Below are 17,309 nucleotides of genomic sequence, written 5' to 3'. Positions count from 1 at the left end.
ATCACTTTACTATATTAATTTGAATTTTGTGTTTACTTTTGCAGTCTAAAATTTTGATCATGTATAGAAGTCATAATTGTGGCGAATTAAACGCCTCAAATATTAACACGGAAGTTACACTAGCGGGTTGGGTTCAAAAATCACGCGATAAAGGATTTATGAATTGGGTTGATTTACGTGACCGTTACGGAATTACACAACTTATCTTTGACGAAAGCCGTAGTGAAAAAACAGTTTTCGAACTGGCAAAAACACTGGGAAGAGAATTTGTAATTCAGGTAAAAGGAACTGTAATTGAGCGTGAAGCTAAGAACAAAAATATTCCAACCGGTGAAATCGAAATTTTAGTATCCGAACTAACCATTCTGAATGCCGCTTTAACTCCTCCGTTTACCATCGAAGATGAAACTGATGGAGGTGAAGATATTCGAATGAAATACCGTTACTTAGACATTAGAAGAAATCCTGTAAAAAACAGTTTATTATTCCGTCATAAAGTAGCAATGGAAGTTCGTAAATATTTATCGGACTTAGATTTCTGCGAAGTAGAAACTCCATACCTTATCAAATCGACTCCGGAAGGTGCCAGAGATTTCGTTGTACCAAGCCGTATGAACGAAGGACAGTTTTATGCCCTACCACAATCGCCACAAACTTTCAAACAATTATTGATGGTGGGCGGAATGGATAAATATTTTCAGATTGTAAAATGTTTCCGTGACGAAGATTTACGTGCTGACCGTCAGCCTGAGTTTACACAAATTGACTGCGAGATAGCATTTGTTGAGCAGGAAGACATTTTAAATGTTTTTGAAGGACTGACCAGACACTTATTAAAAGAAATTAAAGGCATTGAAGTAGACAAGTTCCCAAGAATTACCTATGACTATGCCATGAAAACTTATGGGAATGACAAACCGGACATTCGTTTCGGAATGGAATTTGGCGAATTAAACGAATTTGCACAACACAAAGATTTCCCGGTATTCAATGCCGCTGAATTGGTTGTGGGAATTGCAGTTCCGGGAGCCGGAAATTACACCCGTAAAGAAATTGATGGGTTAATTGACTGGGTAAAACGTCCGCAGGTTGGAGCATCAGGAATGGTGTATGCAAAATGTAACGACGATGGAACTTTTAAATCTTCTGTAGATAAATTTTACGATCAGGACGATTTAGGGCAATGGGCAAAAATTACAGGTGCAAAACCAGGAGACATGATTTTTGTACTTTCAGGGCCTGCTAATAAAACCCGCGCACAGCTTTCGGCACTTCGTATGGAACTGGCAACTCGTTTAGGATTGCGCAAACCGGAAGAATTTGCTCCGCTATGGGTAGTTGATTTTCCTTTATTGGAATTAGATGAAGAATCAGGGCGTTACCACGCAATGCACCACCCGTTTACTTCTCCAAAACCGGAAGACATGCAATTATTAGAAACGGAACCTGGAAAAGTACGAGCCAATGCTTATGATATGGTATTAAACGGAAATGAAATTGGAGGAGGATCTATTCGTATTCACGACAAAGCAACTCAGCAATTGATGTTCAAATATCTTGGTTTTACCGAAGAGGAAGCAAAAGCACAATTTGGCTTTTTAATGGACGCCTTCCAGTTTGGAGCACCACCGCACGGAGGTCTGGCATTTGGATTAGACCGTTTAGTAGCCATTTTAGGAGGTCAGGAAACCATTAGAGACTTTATCGCATTTCCAAAAAACAATTCAGGACGTGATGTTATGATCGATGCTCCTGCCGCAATCGATGACGCTCAATTAAAAGAACTTGCCATTAAATTGGATTTGAAATAATTTTTTCTCCTTTTTGAAAAAATAAAAAAAACGGCAACTAAAGATTCAGTTGTCGTTTTTTTATGCATTTTGTCGTCATTTGGTTCTTTTTTCGCGTTAATAAAATCTTAACAAACAAAAGCAAATACCAGTAAAATCAAGCATTTTCTCACAAAAAATAACCTTCTTACTAACCAATTCCGCTTAATATACAAAAAATTTGTAAAACATAAGCTACTTTTTTAACATTTATTTATAATAATTAATGATTCTCAAATAAAGTACTCTCATACCAAATTTGATGCAATATAAATAGCGAAAAGACTGTGAATCAATAATTTTTACAAAAATTTAACAGGTATATGTCTTTTGTATGAATTTATATATTACATTTGCTTTATTATAAATTATTATTACAATTACAATGCGTACAGGTACAGTAAAATTTTTCAATGAATCTAAAGGTTATGGATTCATTACAGACGAAGAAACAGGAAAAGACATCTTCGTTCACGCTTCAGGAATTAACGCGGAAGAATTACGCGAAGGTGACCGTGTAAGCTATGAAGAAGAAGAAGGAAGAAAAGGGAAAGTTGCTGCTAAAGTAGCAGTAATCTAAGAAAAATATAGCAATTTATTTTTTTTGCCTCTGAATGGTTTTCAAAACGTTTCGATTAATTTCGAAACGTTTTTTTTTGCTCAAATCTTAAAAAAATATTAAAATTTCAGCATGTTATTTATAATCAATAAAAATTAGCTAGTAACGCGGTTTCGGGGCACACTTAAATCATTTTTTAGCTTGTGATTTACAGAGTTGAAAGTTATCTTTGTGGCTTATTCTTTAAGTAAAAAAGCTAAGTTTATGCAATCTGATCAATACAGTTACATTCCTATTTTAATGCAGTTAATTTTAGCTGTCGGTTTTGTGGTAGGAACAATCATTATTTCCGGAAAATTAGGCCCAAAAAGAAGCTCTGAAGTAAAAGATAAAAACTTCGAATGTGGTATCGAATCCGTTGGTAACGCCCGTATTCCTTTTTCTGTAAAATATTTCCTGGTAGCCATTTTGTTTGTATTGTTTGACGTAGAGGTAATTTTCCTTTACCCTTGGGCAGTAAACTTTAAGGAATTAGGCATCGAAGGAATGTTAAAAATGATCGTTTTCATGTCGCTCCTTTTAGTTGGTTTTTTCTATATCATCAAAAAGAAAGCTTTAGACTGGGAATAAAGAAATCTTAGATTTCACATTCATAGATTCTAGATTACCTGATCTGGAATTTTAGATTTGAAAGCTAATATATCAAAACACAATATTGATTTTTAAAATATTGATTTCGGTTTCAGAGTTAAAAATCTAAAATCAGAAATCTAAAATCTGAAATAAAAAATGAGCGATTCAAATGTAAATATGGTTGCGCCGCCAGAAGGAGTTGTAGGAGAAGGTTTCTTCGCTACAAAACTAAATGATGTTGTAGGTTTGGCAAGAGCCAATTCGTTATGGCCACTACCTTTTGCAACCTCATGCTGTGGTATCGAATTCATGGCAACAATGGCTTCACATTACGATTTGGCACGATTTGGTTCTGAGCGTGTGAGTTTCTCTCCTCGTCAGGCTGACATGCTTTTAGTGATGGGAACTATTTCAAAAAAAATGGCCCCTATTTTAAGACAAGTTTACGAACAAATGTCTGAACCTCGCTGGGTAATTGCAGTTGGAGCCTGTGCTTCATCAGGTGGAATTTTCGACACTTATTCCGTTTTACAAGGAATTGACAAAGTAATTCCGGTTGACGTTTACGTACCGGGATGTCCGCCAAGACCAGAACAAATTGTAGATGGAGTAATGAAACTTCAGGAATTGGTAAAAAGCGAATCTGTAAGACGCAGAAGCTCTCCGGAATACCAAGAATTACTAGCTTCATATAATATTACATAAGATGGCTTTAGAAAACACCCTGATTCAAGATAAACTTACAGAAACATTTGACACAAGTGTTTTTAACTTTCAACAAGAAAGAGATATTTTTTCACTGGAAACTACCGCTGATAAAATCACAGCCCTGATTCTTTTTTTGAAAAACGATTCCGATTTACGCTTCCACTTTTTAACTGATTTATGCGGTGTTCATTATCCGGACAACGAAACAGATCGCCAATATGCAATCGTATACCATTTGCATAACTGGTACGAAAACAAACGTATTCGAATCAAAGTATACCTAAACGGTGAAAAACCGGAGATTAAAACCATTTCAAATATTTTCTTAAGTTCAAACTGGATGGAAAGAGAAACTTACGATTTCTTCGGAGTCAATTTTATTGGACACCCACAACTGAAACGTATTTTGAATATGGATGAAATGGTGTCTTTCCCAATGCGAAAAGAATTCCCAATGGAAGACAGCGGAAGAACTGATAAAGACGACAGATTCTTTGGAAGAACAACAACAAATTGCTAAAAATAAATAATTCAACATTATAAAATGTCAGAACTATTATTATCACCAGAGCATCGATATGCTAAAATAATTAAGGATAAACTAAACGAAGACGGAAGTGAACTTTCGGTACTGAATTTAGGTCCTACACACCCGGCGACTCACGGTATTTTTCAAAATATCCTGTTGATGGATGGTGAAAGAATTCTTGAAGCTGAACCAACCATTGGTTACATTCACAGAGCTTTCGAAAAAATTGCCGAAAATCGTCCTTTTTACCAGATTACTCCTCTTACAGACCGTATGAACTATTGCTCCTCTCCTATTAACAATATGGGATGGTGGATGACTTTAGAGAAATTACTAAATATTGAAGTTCCAAAAAGAGCACAATACCTTAGAGTAATTGTAATGGAGCTGGCCCGTATTACAGATCACTTAATCTGTAACTCGATTCTGGGTGTAGATACAGGTGCTTATACTGGTTTCTTGTACGTTTTTCAATTCAGAGAAAAAGTTTACGAGATTTACGAAGAAATTTGTGGCGCTCGTTTAACAACAAATATGGGAAGAATTGGTGGTTTCGAAAGAGACTGGTCACCAGAAGCTTTCCGCAAACTGGATGTCTTTTTAGAAGAATTCCCTGCTGCATGGCAAGAGTTTGTAAACTTATTCGAAAGAAACAGAATTTTCCTTGACAGAACTGTAAACGTAGGTGCAATCTCTGCAGAGCAGGCAATGGCTTACGGATTTACAGGTCCAAACTTACGTGCTGCGGGGGTTGATTACGACGTTCGTGTAGCACAACCTTACTCCTCTTACGAAGATTTCGATTTTGTTGTTCCTGTTGGAAAATCAGGAGATACTTACGATCGTTTCTGTGTTCGTAATGCTGAAGTTTGGGAGAGTTTGAGCATTATTCGTCAAGCTTTGGCTAAAATGCCGGCAGGAAACGAATACCATGCAGAAGTTCCTGACTACTACCTGCCTCCAAAAGAAGATGTTTACACTTCGATGGAATCTTTAATTTATCACTTTAAGATTGTAATGGGAGAAGTTCCTGTACCGGTTGCAGAAATTTACCATCCTGTTGAAGGAGGAAATGGAGAAATCGGATTCTATTTAGTTACAGACGGAAGCAGAACACCATACAGATTACATTTCAGAAGACCTTGTTTTATTTATTATCAGGCTTATCCAGATATGATTAAAGGAGCTTTACTTTCGGATGCAATTGTTATTCTATCCAGTTTAAATGTAATTGCAGGAGAATTAGACGCGTAAAAAATTTTAGATTGAAGATTTTAGATTGCAGAATGATATATCTAAAATTAAAAATCTAGACTTATATAGAATTGAAGAATTCAGATTGAAAAATCTAAAAACTAATAAAGATTGCAGAATATGGGTTATGGACAAAGATTGAAAAAATCTGAAATCCAAAATCTAAAATCTAAAATAAAAATGGAACGAAAACATTACAAACAAGAAATAAACATGACCGAAGCGTTGATGTCCCGCATCAATGAATTGATCAGTCATTATCCTGAGGACAAAAGAAAATCGGCTTTGTTACCAGTTTTGCACGAAGTGCAGGATGCTCATGACAACTGGTTGAGTACAGAGTTACAGGATAAAGTCGCCGAAATTTTGCACATCAAACCAATTGAGGTTTATGAAGTGGTTACTTTTTATACCATGTACAACCAAAAACCAATTGGAAAATACATGTTCGAATTTTGCCAAACTTCTTGTTGTTGTTTAAATGGTGCTGAAAATTTAATGGATTACACTTCTGAGAAATTAGGCATTAAAATGGGAGAAACAACTCCAGACGGAATGTTTACCATTGCCGGTGTAGAATGTTTAGGTGCTTGCGGATACGCTCCGATGATGCAGTTGGGAGATTTCTACAAAGAAAAATTGACAGAAGAAAAAATCGATCAGTTAATTGCTGATTGTAGAGATGATAAAATAATATTACACGATAAATAAGATGTCACAGAAAATATTATTAGATAAAATCAACATTCCTGGTATCAAAACCTACGAAGTATATCGTCAAAATGGTGGATATGCCTCTGTAGAAAAAGCTTTGAAAACACTTACTCCGGATGAAGTTACCGAAGAAGTAAAAAAATCAGGACTTCGTGGCCGTGGTGGTGCAGGTTTCCCTGCCGGAATGAAATGGAGTTTTATTGATAAAAAATCAGGAAAACCAAGACATTTAGTATGTAATGCCGACGAGTCTGAACCGGGAACTTTCAAAGATCGTTATTTGATGGAATTTATTCCTCACTTATTGATCGAAGGAATGATAACCTCAAGTTATGCGTTAGGCGCTAACCTTTCTTATATCTACATTCGTGGAGAATATATGTGGGTTTTCAAAATTTTAGAAAGAGCAATCGCCGAAGCTAAAGCTGCCGGCTGGTTAGGAAAAAATATATTAGGTACAGGTTACGATTTAGAATTACACGTTCACTGTGGAGCCGGAGCTTATATTTGCGGAGAAGAAACTGCACTTATCGAATCTCTGGAGGGTAAAAGAGGAAATCCTCGTATTAAACCACCTTTCCCTGCGGTTTCAGGACTTTGGGCAAATCCAACAGTAGTAAACAACGTAGAAACTATCGCTACTGTGCCATGGATTGTAAACAATTCTGGTGACGATTATGCAAAAATTGGAATTGGCCGTTCTACAGGAACTAAACTAATTTCGGCTTCAGGGCACATCAAAAACCCGGGAGTTTACGAAATTGAGCTAGGTTTAAGTGTTGACGAATTTATGAATTCTGATGAATACTTAGGCGGAATGTCTTCCAGCAGACCTTTAAAAGCGTTTGTACCTGGAGGATCTTCGGTGCCAATTTTACCTGCCGAATTAATTTTCAAAACAGCAAATGGCGAAGACCGATTAATGACTTACGAATCTTTAAGTGATGGTGGTTTTGCTACCGGATCGATGTTAGGTTCAGGAGGGTTTATTGTTTACAACGACACTGCCTGTGTGGTTAGAAACACCTGGAATTTTGCCCGTTTTTACCACCACGAATCTTGCGGACAATGTACGCCTTGTCGTGAAGGAACAGGTTGGTTGGAAAAAATCTTATGGAGAATTGAAAACGGTCAGGGCCGTGAAGAGGATATCGAATTATTGTGGAGCATTCAAAGTAAAATCGAAGGAAACACGATTTGCCCTCTTGGTGACGCAGCTTCGTGGCCAGTAGCCGCAGCAATCCGTCACTTTAGAGAAGAATTTGAATATCACGTTCGTTTTCCTGAAAAAATAAAAAACAGAGATCACTTTGTAGCTGAACCTTTTTCGCAAGTAAAACATTTAATAGGCAAACAAACAGTTTAAAAATATAGTTTCAAGTTTAAGTTTTTTTTAGTTTCAAGTTCTACAACCTGAAACTTTAAACCTTAAACTAAAAAAACAACACAAAGAGATGAAAGTAACCATAGACGGTCAAAGTATAGACGTAGAGCCAGGAACAACAATCCTGCAGGCTGCACGTATGATTGGAGGAGATTTAGTTCCGCCAGCCATGTGCTATTACTCAAAATTAAAAGGCAGCGGCGGTAAATGTCGTTGTTGTTTAGTTGAAGTTTCTAAAGGAAGTGAAGCTGACCCAAGACCAATGCCAAAATTAATGGCATCTTGTGTAACAGGATGTATGGACGGAATGGAAGTGAACAGTAAATCTTCTGATCGTGTAACAGAAGCCCGTAAATCTGTAACCGAATTTTTATTAATCAATCACCCGTTAGATTGTCCTATTTGTGATCAGGCCGGAGAATGTGATCTTCAAAACTTAAGTTTTGAGCACGGAAACCCAAAATCACGTTTTATTGAAGAAAAAAGAACATTTGAACCAGAAGATATTGGTCCAAATATTCAACTGCATATGAACCGTTGTATCTTATGTCAAAGATGCGTGCAAGTTGCCGATCAATTGACAGACAACAGAGTTCACGGAGTATTAGATCGTGGTGACCACGCTAATATTTCAACTGGAATTTCTAAAGCAATCGACAATGAGTTTTCTGGAAACATGATCGACGTTTGTCCGGTTGGAGCTTTAACAGACAAAACTTTCCGTTTTAAATCAAGAGTTTGGTTCAACAAACCTTTCAACGCTCACAGAGAATGTACCACTCCTGGATGTTGTGGAAAAACAACTGTATGGATGTTTGGAGGAGAAATTCAACGTGTAACCGGTCGTAAAGACGAGTACCATGAAGTGGAAGAATTCATTTGCAATAGCTGTCGTTTTGACCATAAAAATGTAAGCGACTGGGTAATTGAAGGACCAAGAGAATTCGAAAAAGACTCTGTAATCAACCAAAACAATTACACTCAAAAATTAGAGAAAGTTGAAATTGATACAGAAAAAAATATCCTTTTAGGTAGAGATATTGATCGTAAAAAAATTAGTATGGCTGCAATTCCATTAATTACTAATGATAAAAAATCTTAAGAAATGGAAAGTGCATTTATTATAGAAAAAAGTGTCGTTATTGTTGTTGTTTTTGCGATAACCATGATTATGGCAATGTATTCTACCTGGGCTGAACGTAAAGTTGCAGCTTATCTTCAAGACCGTGTGGGACCAAACCGTGCCGGATGGGGAGGATTATTACAACCTCTTGCCGATGGTATGAAATTGTTCTCGAAAGAAGAATTTTTCCCAAATACACCTAATAAATTTTTATTTGTTGTAGGACCTGCAATTGCCATGAGTACTGCTTTAATGACAAGTGCTGTTATTCCGTGGGGAGACAAATTGCATGTTTTTGGTCGTGATGTTTATTTGCAGGCTACTGATATTAACATTGGTATCTTGTACATATTTGGAGTACTTTCTGTTGGAGTTTACGGTATCATGATTGGAGGATGGGCTTCTAACAATAAATTCTCTTTGATGGGAGCTGTTCGTGCAGCTTCACAGATGGTTTCTTATGAAGTTGCCATGGGATTATCGATGATTGCTTTATTGATGATGACAGGAACATTAAGTTTAAGAGAGATTTCATTACAACAAGAAGGAATGAACTGGAATGTTTTTTACCAACCATTATCTTTCCTGATATTCCTAATTTGTTCGTTTGCAGAAACTAACAGAACTCCTTTTGACTTAGCAGAATGTGAAAACGAATTAATTGGAGGTTATCATACTGAATATTCATCCATGAAAATGGGATTCTATTTATTTGCTGAATATGCGAGTATGTTTATCTCTGCCACTATTATTTCTGTATTATTTTTCGGTGGATACAACTACCCTGGAATGAGCTGGATGGTAGAAAATGTAGGCGTAAATGCCGGTAATATTTTAGGTATAGTAGTATTGTTTGCTAAAATATGTTTCTTCATATTTTTCTATATGTGGGTACGTTGGACAATTCCAAGATTCAGATACGATCAATTAATGAATTTAGGCTGGAGAATTTTAATTCCGCTTTCGATCATTAACATCATGATTACCGGAGCTGTTATTTTAAGACATGATATCGCAGCAGCTTTAGGATTCTAAGAACCGAAATGCCTAGCCCTGATAGAAGCGGCATCCTTTTGTGGTGGGGTTCACCACAAAAGATAAAGCGGATAGCAGGATTAGCTTCAAAATAAAAATAAAACAGATTTGATTTGTTTAATACAAATTGTGAATCGTAAATCATACATTAAAAAATGTCAATAGAAACTATATCATTATCGGGTAGAAAAAAGATGGTCTCTCACAAAGAGATGACTTTTTGGGAACGATTGTATCTTGTGGCGATTGTAAAAGGATTGTTTATCACCCTTAAACACTTATTCAGAAAAAAAGTGACGATTCACTATCCTGAACAAGTGCGTGAAATGAGTCCGGTTTACCGTGGTCAACATCAATTGAAACGTGATGAGCAAGGTCGTGAGAACTGTACAGCTTGTGGATTATGTGCTTTATCCTGTCCTGCAGAAGCGATCACAATGAAAGCTGCTGAGCGTAAAGCAGATGAAAAACATTTGTACAGAGAAGAAAAGTATGCTTCGATCTATGAAATCAATATGTTACGTTGCATTTTCTGTGGTTTATGTGAAGAAGCCTGTCCGAAAGATGCAATTTACCTGACGACTTCAAAAGTTTTGGTTCCTTCAAGCTATGAAAGAGAAGATTTCATTTTTGGAAAAGACAGATTAGTGATGCCTCTTGATGTGGCCATCAAAAATGCTCAACTTAATAATGCTAATTAAATGATACATATTCCCGATTTTGCACACGCAACAACTGTACAAATTATATTTTGTTTCTTAGCGTTTATTACGGTGATTACCGCTTTTTTAACCATTTTTAGCAGAAACCCTATTCACAGTGCTATTTATTTAGTGATTTGTTTTTTCTCTATTGCCGGTCATTATTTACTATTAAACTCTCAATTCCTGGCTATCGTACACATAATAGTCTACTCGGGAGCGATTATGATTTTATTCCTGTTCACGATCATGTTAATGAATCTGAACGAACAACGTGAAGTACACAGGCCTAGAATTACACGTTTGGGTGCAATTGTTTCTTTCTGTTTGATTTGTATTGTATTACTTGCAATTTTCATCAACTCTAAACCAATTGTTGGTGAATACGATTCAACGGGTGAAGATTTCCAATCGATTAAAGTATTGGGTAAAATATTACTGAACGAATATATGGTTCCGTTTGAATTTGCTTCGATCTTGCTTTTAGTAGCCATGATTGGAACTGTATTATTGTCTAAAAAAGAAAAATTAAATAAATAATGGGTAATATATTAAATCAAATAGGTATTGAAAACTACATCTTTTTGAGTGTTGTACTTTTCTGTATTGGTATTTTTGGTGTATTGTACAGACGAAATGCTATTATCGTTTTCATGTCTATCGAAATCATGTTGAATGCTGTTAACCTTTTATTTGTTGCTTTTTCAACTTACCATCAAGATGCACAGGGACAAGTCTTTGTATTCTTTTCGATGGCAGTTGCTGCAGCCGAAGTTGCAGTTGGATTGGCTATTTTAGTTTCGATCTTTAGAAATTTAGGTTCGATTAGTATCGATAATTTAAAAAATTTAAAAGGATAAATAAAAATGGATACCAATTTAGCTTTACTTTTAGTTTTATCTCCTTTTTTAGGATTTTTAATCAATGTTTTCTTTGGCAAGAGCCTAGGGAAAACGGTTTCAGGAATCATCGGAACTGCCGCTGTAGTAGTTTCTTTTGCTGTTACACTTTTCTTTTTCAATCAAATTAGCCAAACCAAACAAGCCCTTCAGGTTACTTTATTTGACTGGATTCAAATTAGTAATTTAAAGATCAATCTTGGATTTTTATTAGATCAATTATCTTTATTATGGTTGCTTTTTGTAACCGGTATCGGATCATTGATTCACTTATACTCTATCAGCTACATGCACGACGATGAGAATATGCACAAGTTTTTTGCTTATTTGAATCTGTTCGTATTCTTCATGATTACCCTTGTAATTGGAAGTAACTTGTTAGTTTTATTTATCGGTTGGGAAGGTGTTGGACTTTGTTCGTACTTATTAATTGGATTCTGGCACAAAAACCAGGAATACAATGATGCTGCGAAAAAAGCTTTCATCATGAACAGAATTGGAGATTTAGGTTTATTAATCGGAATGTTCATACTAGGTTCAATGTTCTCTACTTTAGACTATGCTACTTTAAAAACAGCAATCGCGGGAGCAGCAAACTTAAACATCCCGTTGCTTTCACTAGCCGCTTTATGTTTGTTTATCGGAGCTTGTGGTAAATCAGCACAAATTCCATTATACACCTGGTTGCCTGATGCGATGGCAGGACCAACTCCGGTTTCGGCATTAATTCACGCTGCAACAATGGTTACAGCCGGTATCTTTATGATTACCCGTTTGAATTTTGTATTTGATTTAGCTCCGGATGTTCAGTCTGTTATTGCGGTTATTGGTGCTATCACTTCGTTAGTTGCTGCAACAATTGGTCTGGTTCAGACTGATATTAAAAAAGTCTTGGCCTACTCTACTGTTTCACAATTGGGCTTAATGTTTTTAGCATTAGGTTTTGGAGCTTATGAAGTAGCTGTTTTTCATGTAATAACACATGCTTTCTTTAAAGCTTGTCTGTTCTTAGGTTCAGGTTCTGTAATTCACGGTTTACACGGAGAGCAGGATATGCGTAAAATGGGTGGTTTGCGTAAAGCGATGCCAATCACTTTTTGGACGATGTTAATTTCATCATTAGCCATTTCAGGTGTTCCGTTTTTCTCTGGTTTCTTCTCTAAAGACGAAATCTTATTAACGGCATTCCATCACAATATTCCACTTTATGTTGTAGGCTCTATTGCATCGATTATGACGGCATTTTATATGTTCAGATTGATGTTCCTTACTTTCTTTAAAGATTTCAGAGGAACCGAAGAGCAAAAACACCACTTACACGAAAGTGACGGATTAATTACTTTCCCTTTAGTAATTCTAGCAATTCTGGCTACTTTTGGCGGACTTATCAGTTTACCTGGAAACAGCTGGTTAAATGGTTATTTAGCCCCTCTTTTCACTAAAGTAGCAGGCGAAGAGCACCATTTAGGCACAACAGAATATACTTTAATGGGGGTTGCTGTTTTGGGTGGATTACTGGGTATTTTAATTGCTTACGTAAAATACTTCAAACAAGATAATGTTCCGGAAGCGGATGAAAACATTACCGGTCTGACCAAAGTGTTATACAATAAATATTATGTAGATGAAGCTTACGATGCTATTTTTGTTCGCTCTATCAACGGATTATCAAGATTTTTCAGAGACTATATCGAAACAGGTTTGTCTGCTCTGGTTTTTGGGTTAGGAAAAGTAGCCAATGAACTGGCTTTTCAAGGTAAAAAATTACAAAACGGAAGTATCGGATTATATCTTTTTGCATTTGTTTTAGGGCTTTGTGCCATTGTTTCCTATATATTTTTAGCTAAATAATTTTACAACTATGAACGTTTCTCTTATATTAATTATTCTTCTAATTGGTGCATTTGCCACTTATTTTGTTGGTGACAAACTAGCATCAAAAGTAGCTTTGTTCTTTAGTTTGGCGGCTTTAGGTTGTTCAATTGTTTTATTAAATCATTTTAGTGCCGGCGAAAATATCAGCCTGATCAATACGTGGATTACGCAGCCTAAAATTTCATTTGCCCTTAATGCAGATGGTTTGGGTATGGCCATGCTTTTATTGACTGTAGCGCTAACACCAATCATCATATTCTCTTCTTTTGGAAATGAATACAAAAATTCAAAAGCATTTTACGCGTTAATTTTATTTATGGCATTTGCTATGACAGGAACTTTCCTGGCAGCAGACGGTCTTTTATACTATATTTTCTGGGAGTTAGCCCTTATTCCAATTTACTTCATTGCCCTAATCTGGGGTAATGGTGATGCCGAAGAGCGCAGAAAAGCAGTAGTTAAATTCTTTATCTACACACTGGCAGGTTCTTTGTTCATGTTAGTAGCTTTCATCTATTTGTATCAAAAAGCAGGTAGTTTCTTAATCGAAGATTTATACAAATTAAATTTATCGGCTACAGAGCAGCTTTGGATATTCTTAGCTTTCTTCCTTGCTTATGCTATTAAAATTCCAATCATCCCTTTCCATACCTGGCAGGCAAATGTATACCAAAAAGCACCAACTGTCGGAACGATGCTTTTATCCGGTATCATGCTAAAAATGGGATTGTACAGTGTTATTCGTTGGCAACTACCAATTGCACCATTGGCTGCAAAAGAATACATGGACATCTTCATCGCTCTTGGAATTGCTGGTGTGATTTACGGATCAATTGTAGCTTTAAGACAAAAAGACTTAAAGAAATTATTGGCTTACTCGTCTTTGGCGCACGTTGGTTTAATTGCTGCAGGAACTTACACACTAACTATTGATGGTTTACGCGGGGCTGTATTGCAAATGATTGCTCACGGTTTTGTGGTAGTAGGTTTATTTTATGCTGCCGAAATTATCTTCAGAAGATATGAAACCAGAGAAATTGCGCAATTAGGAGGTATCCGTACACAATCTCCAAAATTCACCTCTATGTTTTTAATTTTGGTATTAGCTTCTGTTGCTTTACCAAGTACTTTTAACTTTGTTGGGGAGTTTACTGTTTTGTATAGTCTTTCTCAAATTAATATCTGGTTTGCTGTTTTAGGCGGGACAACTATTATTTTAGGAGCTTATTATATGCTTAAAATGTTTCAAAATGTAATGTTGGGAGAAACCAATTCTAAAACTTTTGCAGATGTTTCTGTTAATGAAGGAATTTCATTAGTAGTAATTATTGCTGTTTTAATTTTCTTCGGATTCTATCCAAAACCAATTACAGATTTGATTACACCAAGTTTAGAAACTATTCTAAACCTTATCAATAAAAACTAAGATTTTAGAATGCCGATTAACGAATTTTAATTTCAGATTGATCCGAAACTAAAAAGGTTAAAAAGCTAAACAAATATTTTAAATAAAATAAATTAGGGCGTTTTAGATTTCCTAAATCAAAAAAACAAAAATGAATACATTAATAGCTATAACAGGATTGGGTATTTTCTGCCTATTGTTTGAAATTCTTAATTTAAGAAAGGCCATTGTTCCTATTACCATCGTTGGTTTACTAGGTGTTTTGGCGCTTAACTTTTACGAATTCGGATCAACAGCAAGTTACTATAACAACATGATTACAGTGAGTAAATTCTCTGTTACATTTTCATCGTTGTTTATTGTACTGACTATTTTTCTGGTAGCATTAAGTCATAATTTTTACGAAAATCATCCAACCAAAATCTCCGATTTTGTGGCGATCAAAGTATTTTTATTAGCCGGTGGAGTGGCCATGGTTTCTTTTGGAAACTTAGCTATGTTTTTCTTAGGAATTGAAATCCTGTCAATTGCCCTTTATGTTTTGGCTGCGAGCGATCGTTTGAATCTAAAAAGTAATGAGGCGGGTATGAAATACTTCTTAATGGGATCTTTCGCATCAGGAATCATTTTGTTTGGAATTTGTTTGATCTACGGAGCAATGGGTACTTTTGACGTAGCTGAAATTCATGAAGTCTCTTTATCTGCCGAATTGCCAATCTGGTTTCCAATCGGAATGATTTTGATGATCATTGGTATGTTATTTAAAGTAGCAGCAGTTCCATTTCATTTCTGGGCTCCGGATGTTTACGAAGGTTCTCCGGCATTAACAACTGCTTTGATGAGTACTTTGGCAAAAGTTGTAGCCATTGCGACTCTTTACAAATTAGTTTATGCTTTAAATTTAGTTCCATCTTTAGACAATCAGGATCTTTTAGGAACTTTTGAAACCATAGTAGTGATCATTTCTATTGCTTCTATGACTGTTGGAAATATAATGGCATTACGTCAGGTAAACGTAAAACGTATGTTGGCATTCTCAGGAATTTCGCATGCCGGTTTTATGTTAATGACTTTGCTAACGGTTGCAACATCAGCAGGTGTTTTATTGTACTATACTGCTGCTTATGCATTGGCTGGAATCGCAGCATTCAGTGTTGTTTTATACGTATGTAAAAATCAGGATAATGAAGATATCACGAACTTTCATGGTTTAGGAAAAACAAATCCTTTATTGGCAGCAATCCTTACAGGATCCTTGTTGTCTATGGCAGGTATTCCTATTTTCTCTGGTTTCTTTGCTAAGTTATTCTTATTCAACCAAACTATTCAGGCAGGATACATTGCTTTAGTAATTGTGGCGGTTATCAATTCAATTATTAGTGTTGGATATTATTTCAAACTAATCTTAGCAATGTACTCTAAAGAGCCTAATCAGGAGCGTACAGGAAAACCTTTCCTTATTTATGCGGTTGCTATAATTTCAATTGCTTTAAATATTGCTTTAGGTTTATTCCCTTCTTTGGTTTTAGATCTTTTAAATTAAGAATTTAAAAATAGATATACGAGCCGTCAATACTCATTGACGGCTTTTTTATTTACAGGAATAAAGCTTCAAAACAATCTCCCCGAACTGTTAAAAATTCCATAGTATTAAAGGCGTATCAAAAAATATCGATTATATTTGAAGAGTTTTTAAAACCAATTATATTATGAACTTTAATTCAAAAAATCCATTTTTAAGCAACAAGCGTTTCTCCTCTAATGCTGTTTCAAAAGCTGAAGAAGTACACCAGACACAAATTATTGATTACAATCAGGAAATGACTTTGTCCGGTACGATTAACAAAACAGCTATCTTGTTTTTAATTTTATGCGGATCGGCTATGGTAACCTGGTGGATGGCATTTAATGGAATGAATGTGATGCTTCCTGCTATCGGAGGTGCAATCATTGGTCTAATTTTAGTTGTAATTTCAGCCTTTAAACCACAAGCTTCTCCTTATTTAGCTCCTGGTTATGCTTTATTTGAAGGATTATTTATAGGAGGAATTTCAGCCATTTTTGAAGCCAAATATCCCGGAATTGTAATTAATGCCGTTGGAGCAACTTTGGTTACTTTTTTGGTATGCCTTGGATTATATAAATTTAGAATTGTAAAAGTTACGGAGCAATTTAAGTCAGTAGTTGTTGCGGCAACATTAGCAATTGCTACTTATTATTTAATTTCATGGCTGGTTTCTTTATTCACAAGCTGGACTCCGGTTCATTACGGAAACTCAATGATGAGTATTGGAATTAGTGTTTTTGTTATTATTATTGCTGCGTTAAACTTATTCTTAGATTTTGATCAGATCGAAAAAGGAGTTCAACAAAGAATGCCAAAATTCATGGAATGGTATGGTGCAATGGGATTAATCATCACATTGGTTTGGTTGTACATCGAATTCTTACGTTTATTATCAAAATTATCAAGCAAAGATTAATTTCTTTCCTTTTCCATAAATCAAAGCCTTTTGAATGTTCAAAAGGTTTTTTTTATACCCTCCTGCCAAACATTCTTTAATTCAGAAATACCCAAACCACTCCCCTTACTTTTCATCCCAATTGTTAATTATTTTTCTGCACCCAAAGTTAAAATGTCTGCCGCTGCGGAAGTCTTTA

General features: G+C 35.7%; 17 protein-coding genes. All 17 read left to right on the top strand.

Annotation, left to right across the window (positions count from 1 at the left end; genetic code table 11):
* Positions 1-59: 59 nt before the first annotated feature.
* The 17 genes from aspS to AC3IS6_RS06045 all read left to right on the top strand — a co-directional run bounded on the left by aspS (position 60) and on the right by AC3IS6_RS06045 (position 17,131).
* The gene (gene aspS, locus AC3IS6_RS06125) at positions 60-1,811 is read left to right on the top strand and encodes an aspartate--tRNA ligase (protein WP_489164110.1); all 1,752 of its coding nucleotides are present in this window, start codon (positions 60-62) and stop codon (positions 1,809-1,811) included.
* A gap of 403 nt (positions 1,812-2,214) precedes the next feature.
* Complete coding sequence (locus AC3IS6_RS06120; protein ID WP_007137066.1) at positions 2,215-2,409, top strand: cold-shock protein; 195 nt, start codon at positions 2,215-2,217, stop codon at positions 2,407-2,409.
* A gap of 243 nt (positions 2,410-2,652) precedes the next feature.
* Positions 2,653-3,018 (top strand): NADH-quinone oxidoreductase subunit A, encoded by a 366-nt coding sequence (locus AC3IS6_RS06115; protein ID WP_173965352.1) that lies wholly within the window; start codon positions 2,653-2,655, stop codon positions 3,016-3,018.
* A 159-nt stretch (positions 3,019-3,177) separates the two neighbouring features.
* Complete coding sequence (locus AC3IS6_RS06110; protein WP_173965353.1) at positions 3,178-3,726, top strand: NADH-quinone oxidoreductase subunit B; 549 nt, start codon at positions 3,178-3,180, stop codon at positions 3,724-3,726.
* A 1-nt stretch (position 3,727) separates the two neighbouring features.
* Positions 3,728-4,249, top strand: a complete 522-nt coding sequence (locus AC3IS6_RS06105) for an NADH-quinone oxidoreductase subunit C (RefSeq protein ID WP_017494607.1) — start codon at positions 3,728-3,730, stop codon at positions 4,247-4,249.
* A 24-nt stretch (positions 4,250-4,273) separates the two neighbouring features.
* Entirely contained in the window at positions 4,274-5,512 is a 1,239-nt protein-coding gene (locus AC3IS6_RS06100; RefSeq protein ID WP_489164109.1) for an NADH-quinone oxidoreductase subunit D, read from the top strand.
* A gap of 180 nt (positions 5,513-5,692) precedes the next feature.
* Positions 5,693-6,223 carry a complex I 24 kDa subunit family protein gene (locus AC3IS6_RS06095; protein ID WP_133505971.1) on the top strand — a complete coding sequence of 177 codons (531 nt, stop codon included), beginning with the start codon at positions 5,693-5,695 and terminating at the stop codon, positions 6,221-6,223.
* A gap of 1 nt (position 6,224) precedes the next feature.
* The gene (gene nuoF, locus AC3IS6_RS06090) at positions 6,225-7,592 is read left to right on the top strand and encodes an NADH-quinone oxidoreductase subunit NuoF (protein ID WP_489164108.1); all 1,368 of its coding nucleotides are present in this window, start codon (positions 6,225-6,227) and stop codon (positions 7,590-7,592) included.
* 88 nt (positions 7,593-7,680) lie between these two features.
* A complete protein-coding gene (locus AC3IS6_RS06085; protein WP_173965355.1) occupies positions 7,681-8,712 on the top strand; it encodes an NADH-quinone oxidoreductase subunit G in 1,032 nt (343 codons plus the stop codon).
* Between the two features lie 3 nt (positions 8,713-8,715).
* Entirely contained in the window at positions 8,716-9,768 is a 1,053-nt protein-coding gene (gene nuoH, locus AC3IS6_RS06080; RefSeq protein WP_173965356.1) for an NADH-quinone oxidoreductase subunit NuoH, read from the top strand.
* A gap of 155 nt (positions 9,769-9,923) precedes the next feature.
* Positions 9,924-10,469: a NuoI/complex I 23 kDa subunit family protein gene (locus AC3IS6_RS06075; RefSeq protein WP_173965357.1), complete on the top strand. Its 546-nt coding sequence runs from the start codon at positions 9,924-9,926 to the stop codon at positions 10,467-10,469.
* Positions 10,470-11,009 (top strand): NADH-quinone oxidoreductase subunit J family protein, encoded by a 540-nt coding sequence (locus AC3IS6_RS06070; protein WP_489164107.1) that lies wholly within the window; start codon positions 10,470-10,472, stop codon positions 11,007-11,009. It begins immediately after the preceding gene.
* Positions 11,009-11,329, top strand: a complete 321-nt coding sequence (gene nuoK / locus AC3IS6_RS06065; protein ID WP_017494599.1) for an NADH-quinone oxidoreductase subunit NuoK — start codon at positions 11,009-11,011, stop codon at positions 11,327-11,329. The genes AC3IS6_RS06070 and nuoK overlap by 1 nt, the downstream gene beginning before the upstream one ends.
* 6 nt (positions 11,330-11,335) lie before the next feature.
* On the top strand, positions 11,336-13,219 hold the full coding sequence (nuoL, locus tag AC3IS6_RS06060) for an NADH-quinone oxidoreductase subunit L (RefSeq protein WP_489164106.1): 1,884 nt from the start codon (positions 11,336-11,338) through the stop codon (positions 13,217-13,219).
* A gap of 10 nt (positions 13,220-13,229) precedes the next feature.
* Entirely contained in the window at positions 13,230-14,669 is a 1,440-nt protein-coding gene (locus AC3IS6_RS06055) for a complex I subunit 4 family protein (protein WP_489164105.1), read from the top strand.
* Positions 14,670-14,799: 130 nt separating this feature from the next.
* Positions 14,800-16,191 (top strand): NADH-quinone oxidoreductase subunit N, encoded by a 1,392-nt coding sequence (locus AC3IS6_RS06050; protein WP_489164104.1) that lies wholly within the window; start codon positions 14,800-14,802, stop codon positions 16,189-16,191.
* A 166-nt stretch (positions 16,192-16,357) separates the two neighbouring features.
* Positions 16,358-17,131, top strand: coding sequence for a Bax inhibitor-1/YccA family protein (locus AC3IS6_RS06045; RefSeq protein WP_489164103.1), 774 nt, complete (start codon positions 16,358-16,360; stop codon positions 17,129-17,131).
* Positions 17,132-17,309: the final 178 nt, after the last annotated feature.

It is taken from the genome of Flavobacterium sp. KH_035 (assembly GCF_057839565.1).
The sequence above is the reverse complement of the archived record's forward strand: the minus strand, read 5'-3'. Positions and strand labels throughout refer to the sequence as shown.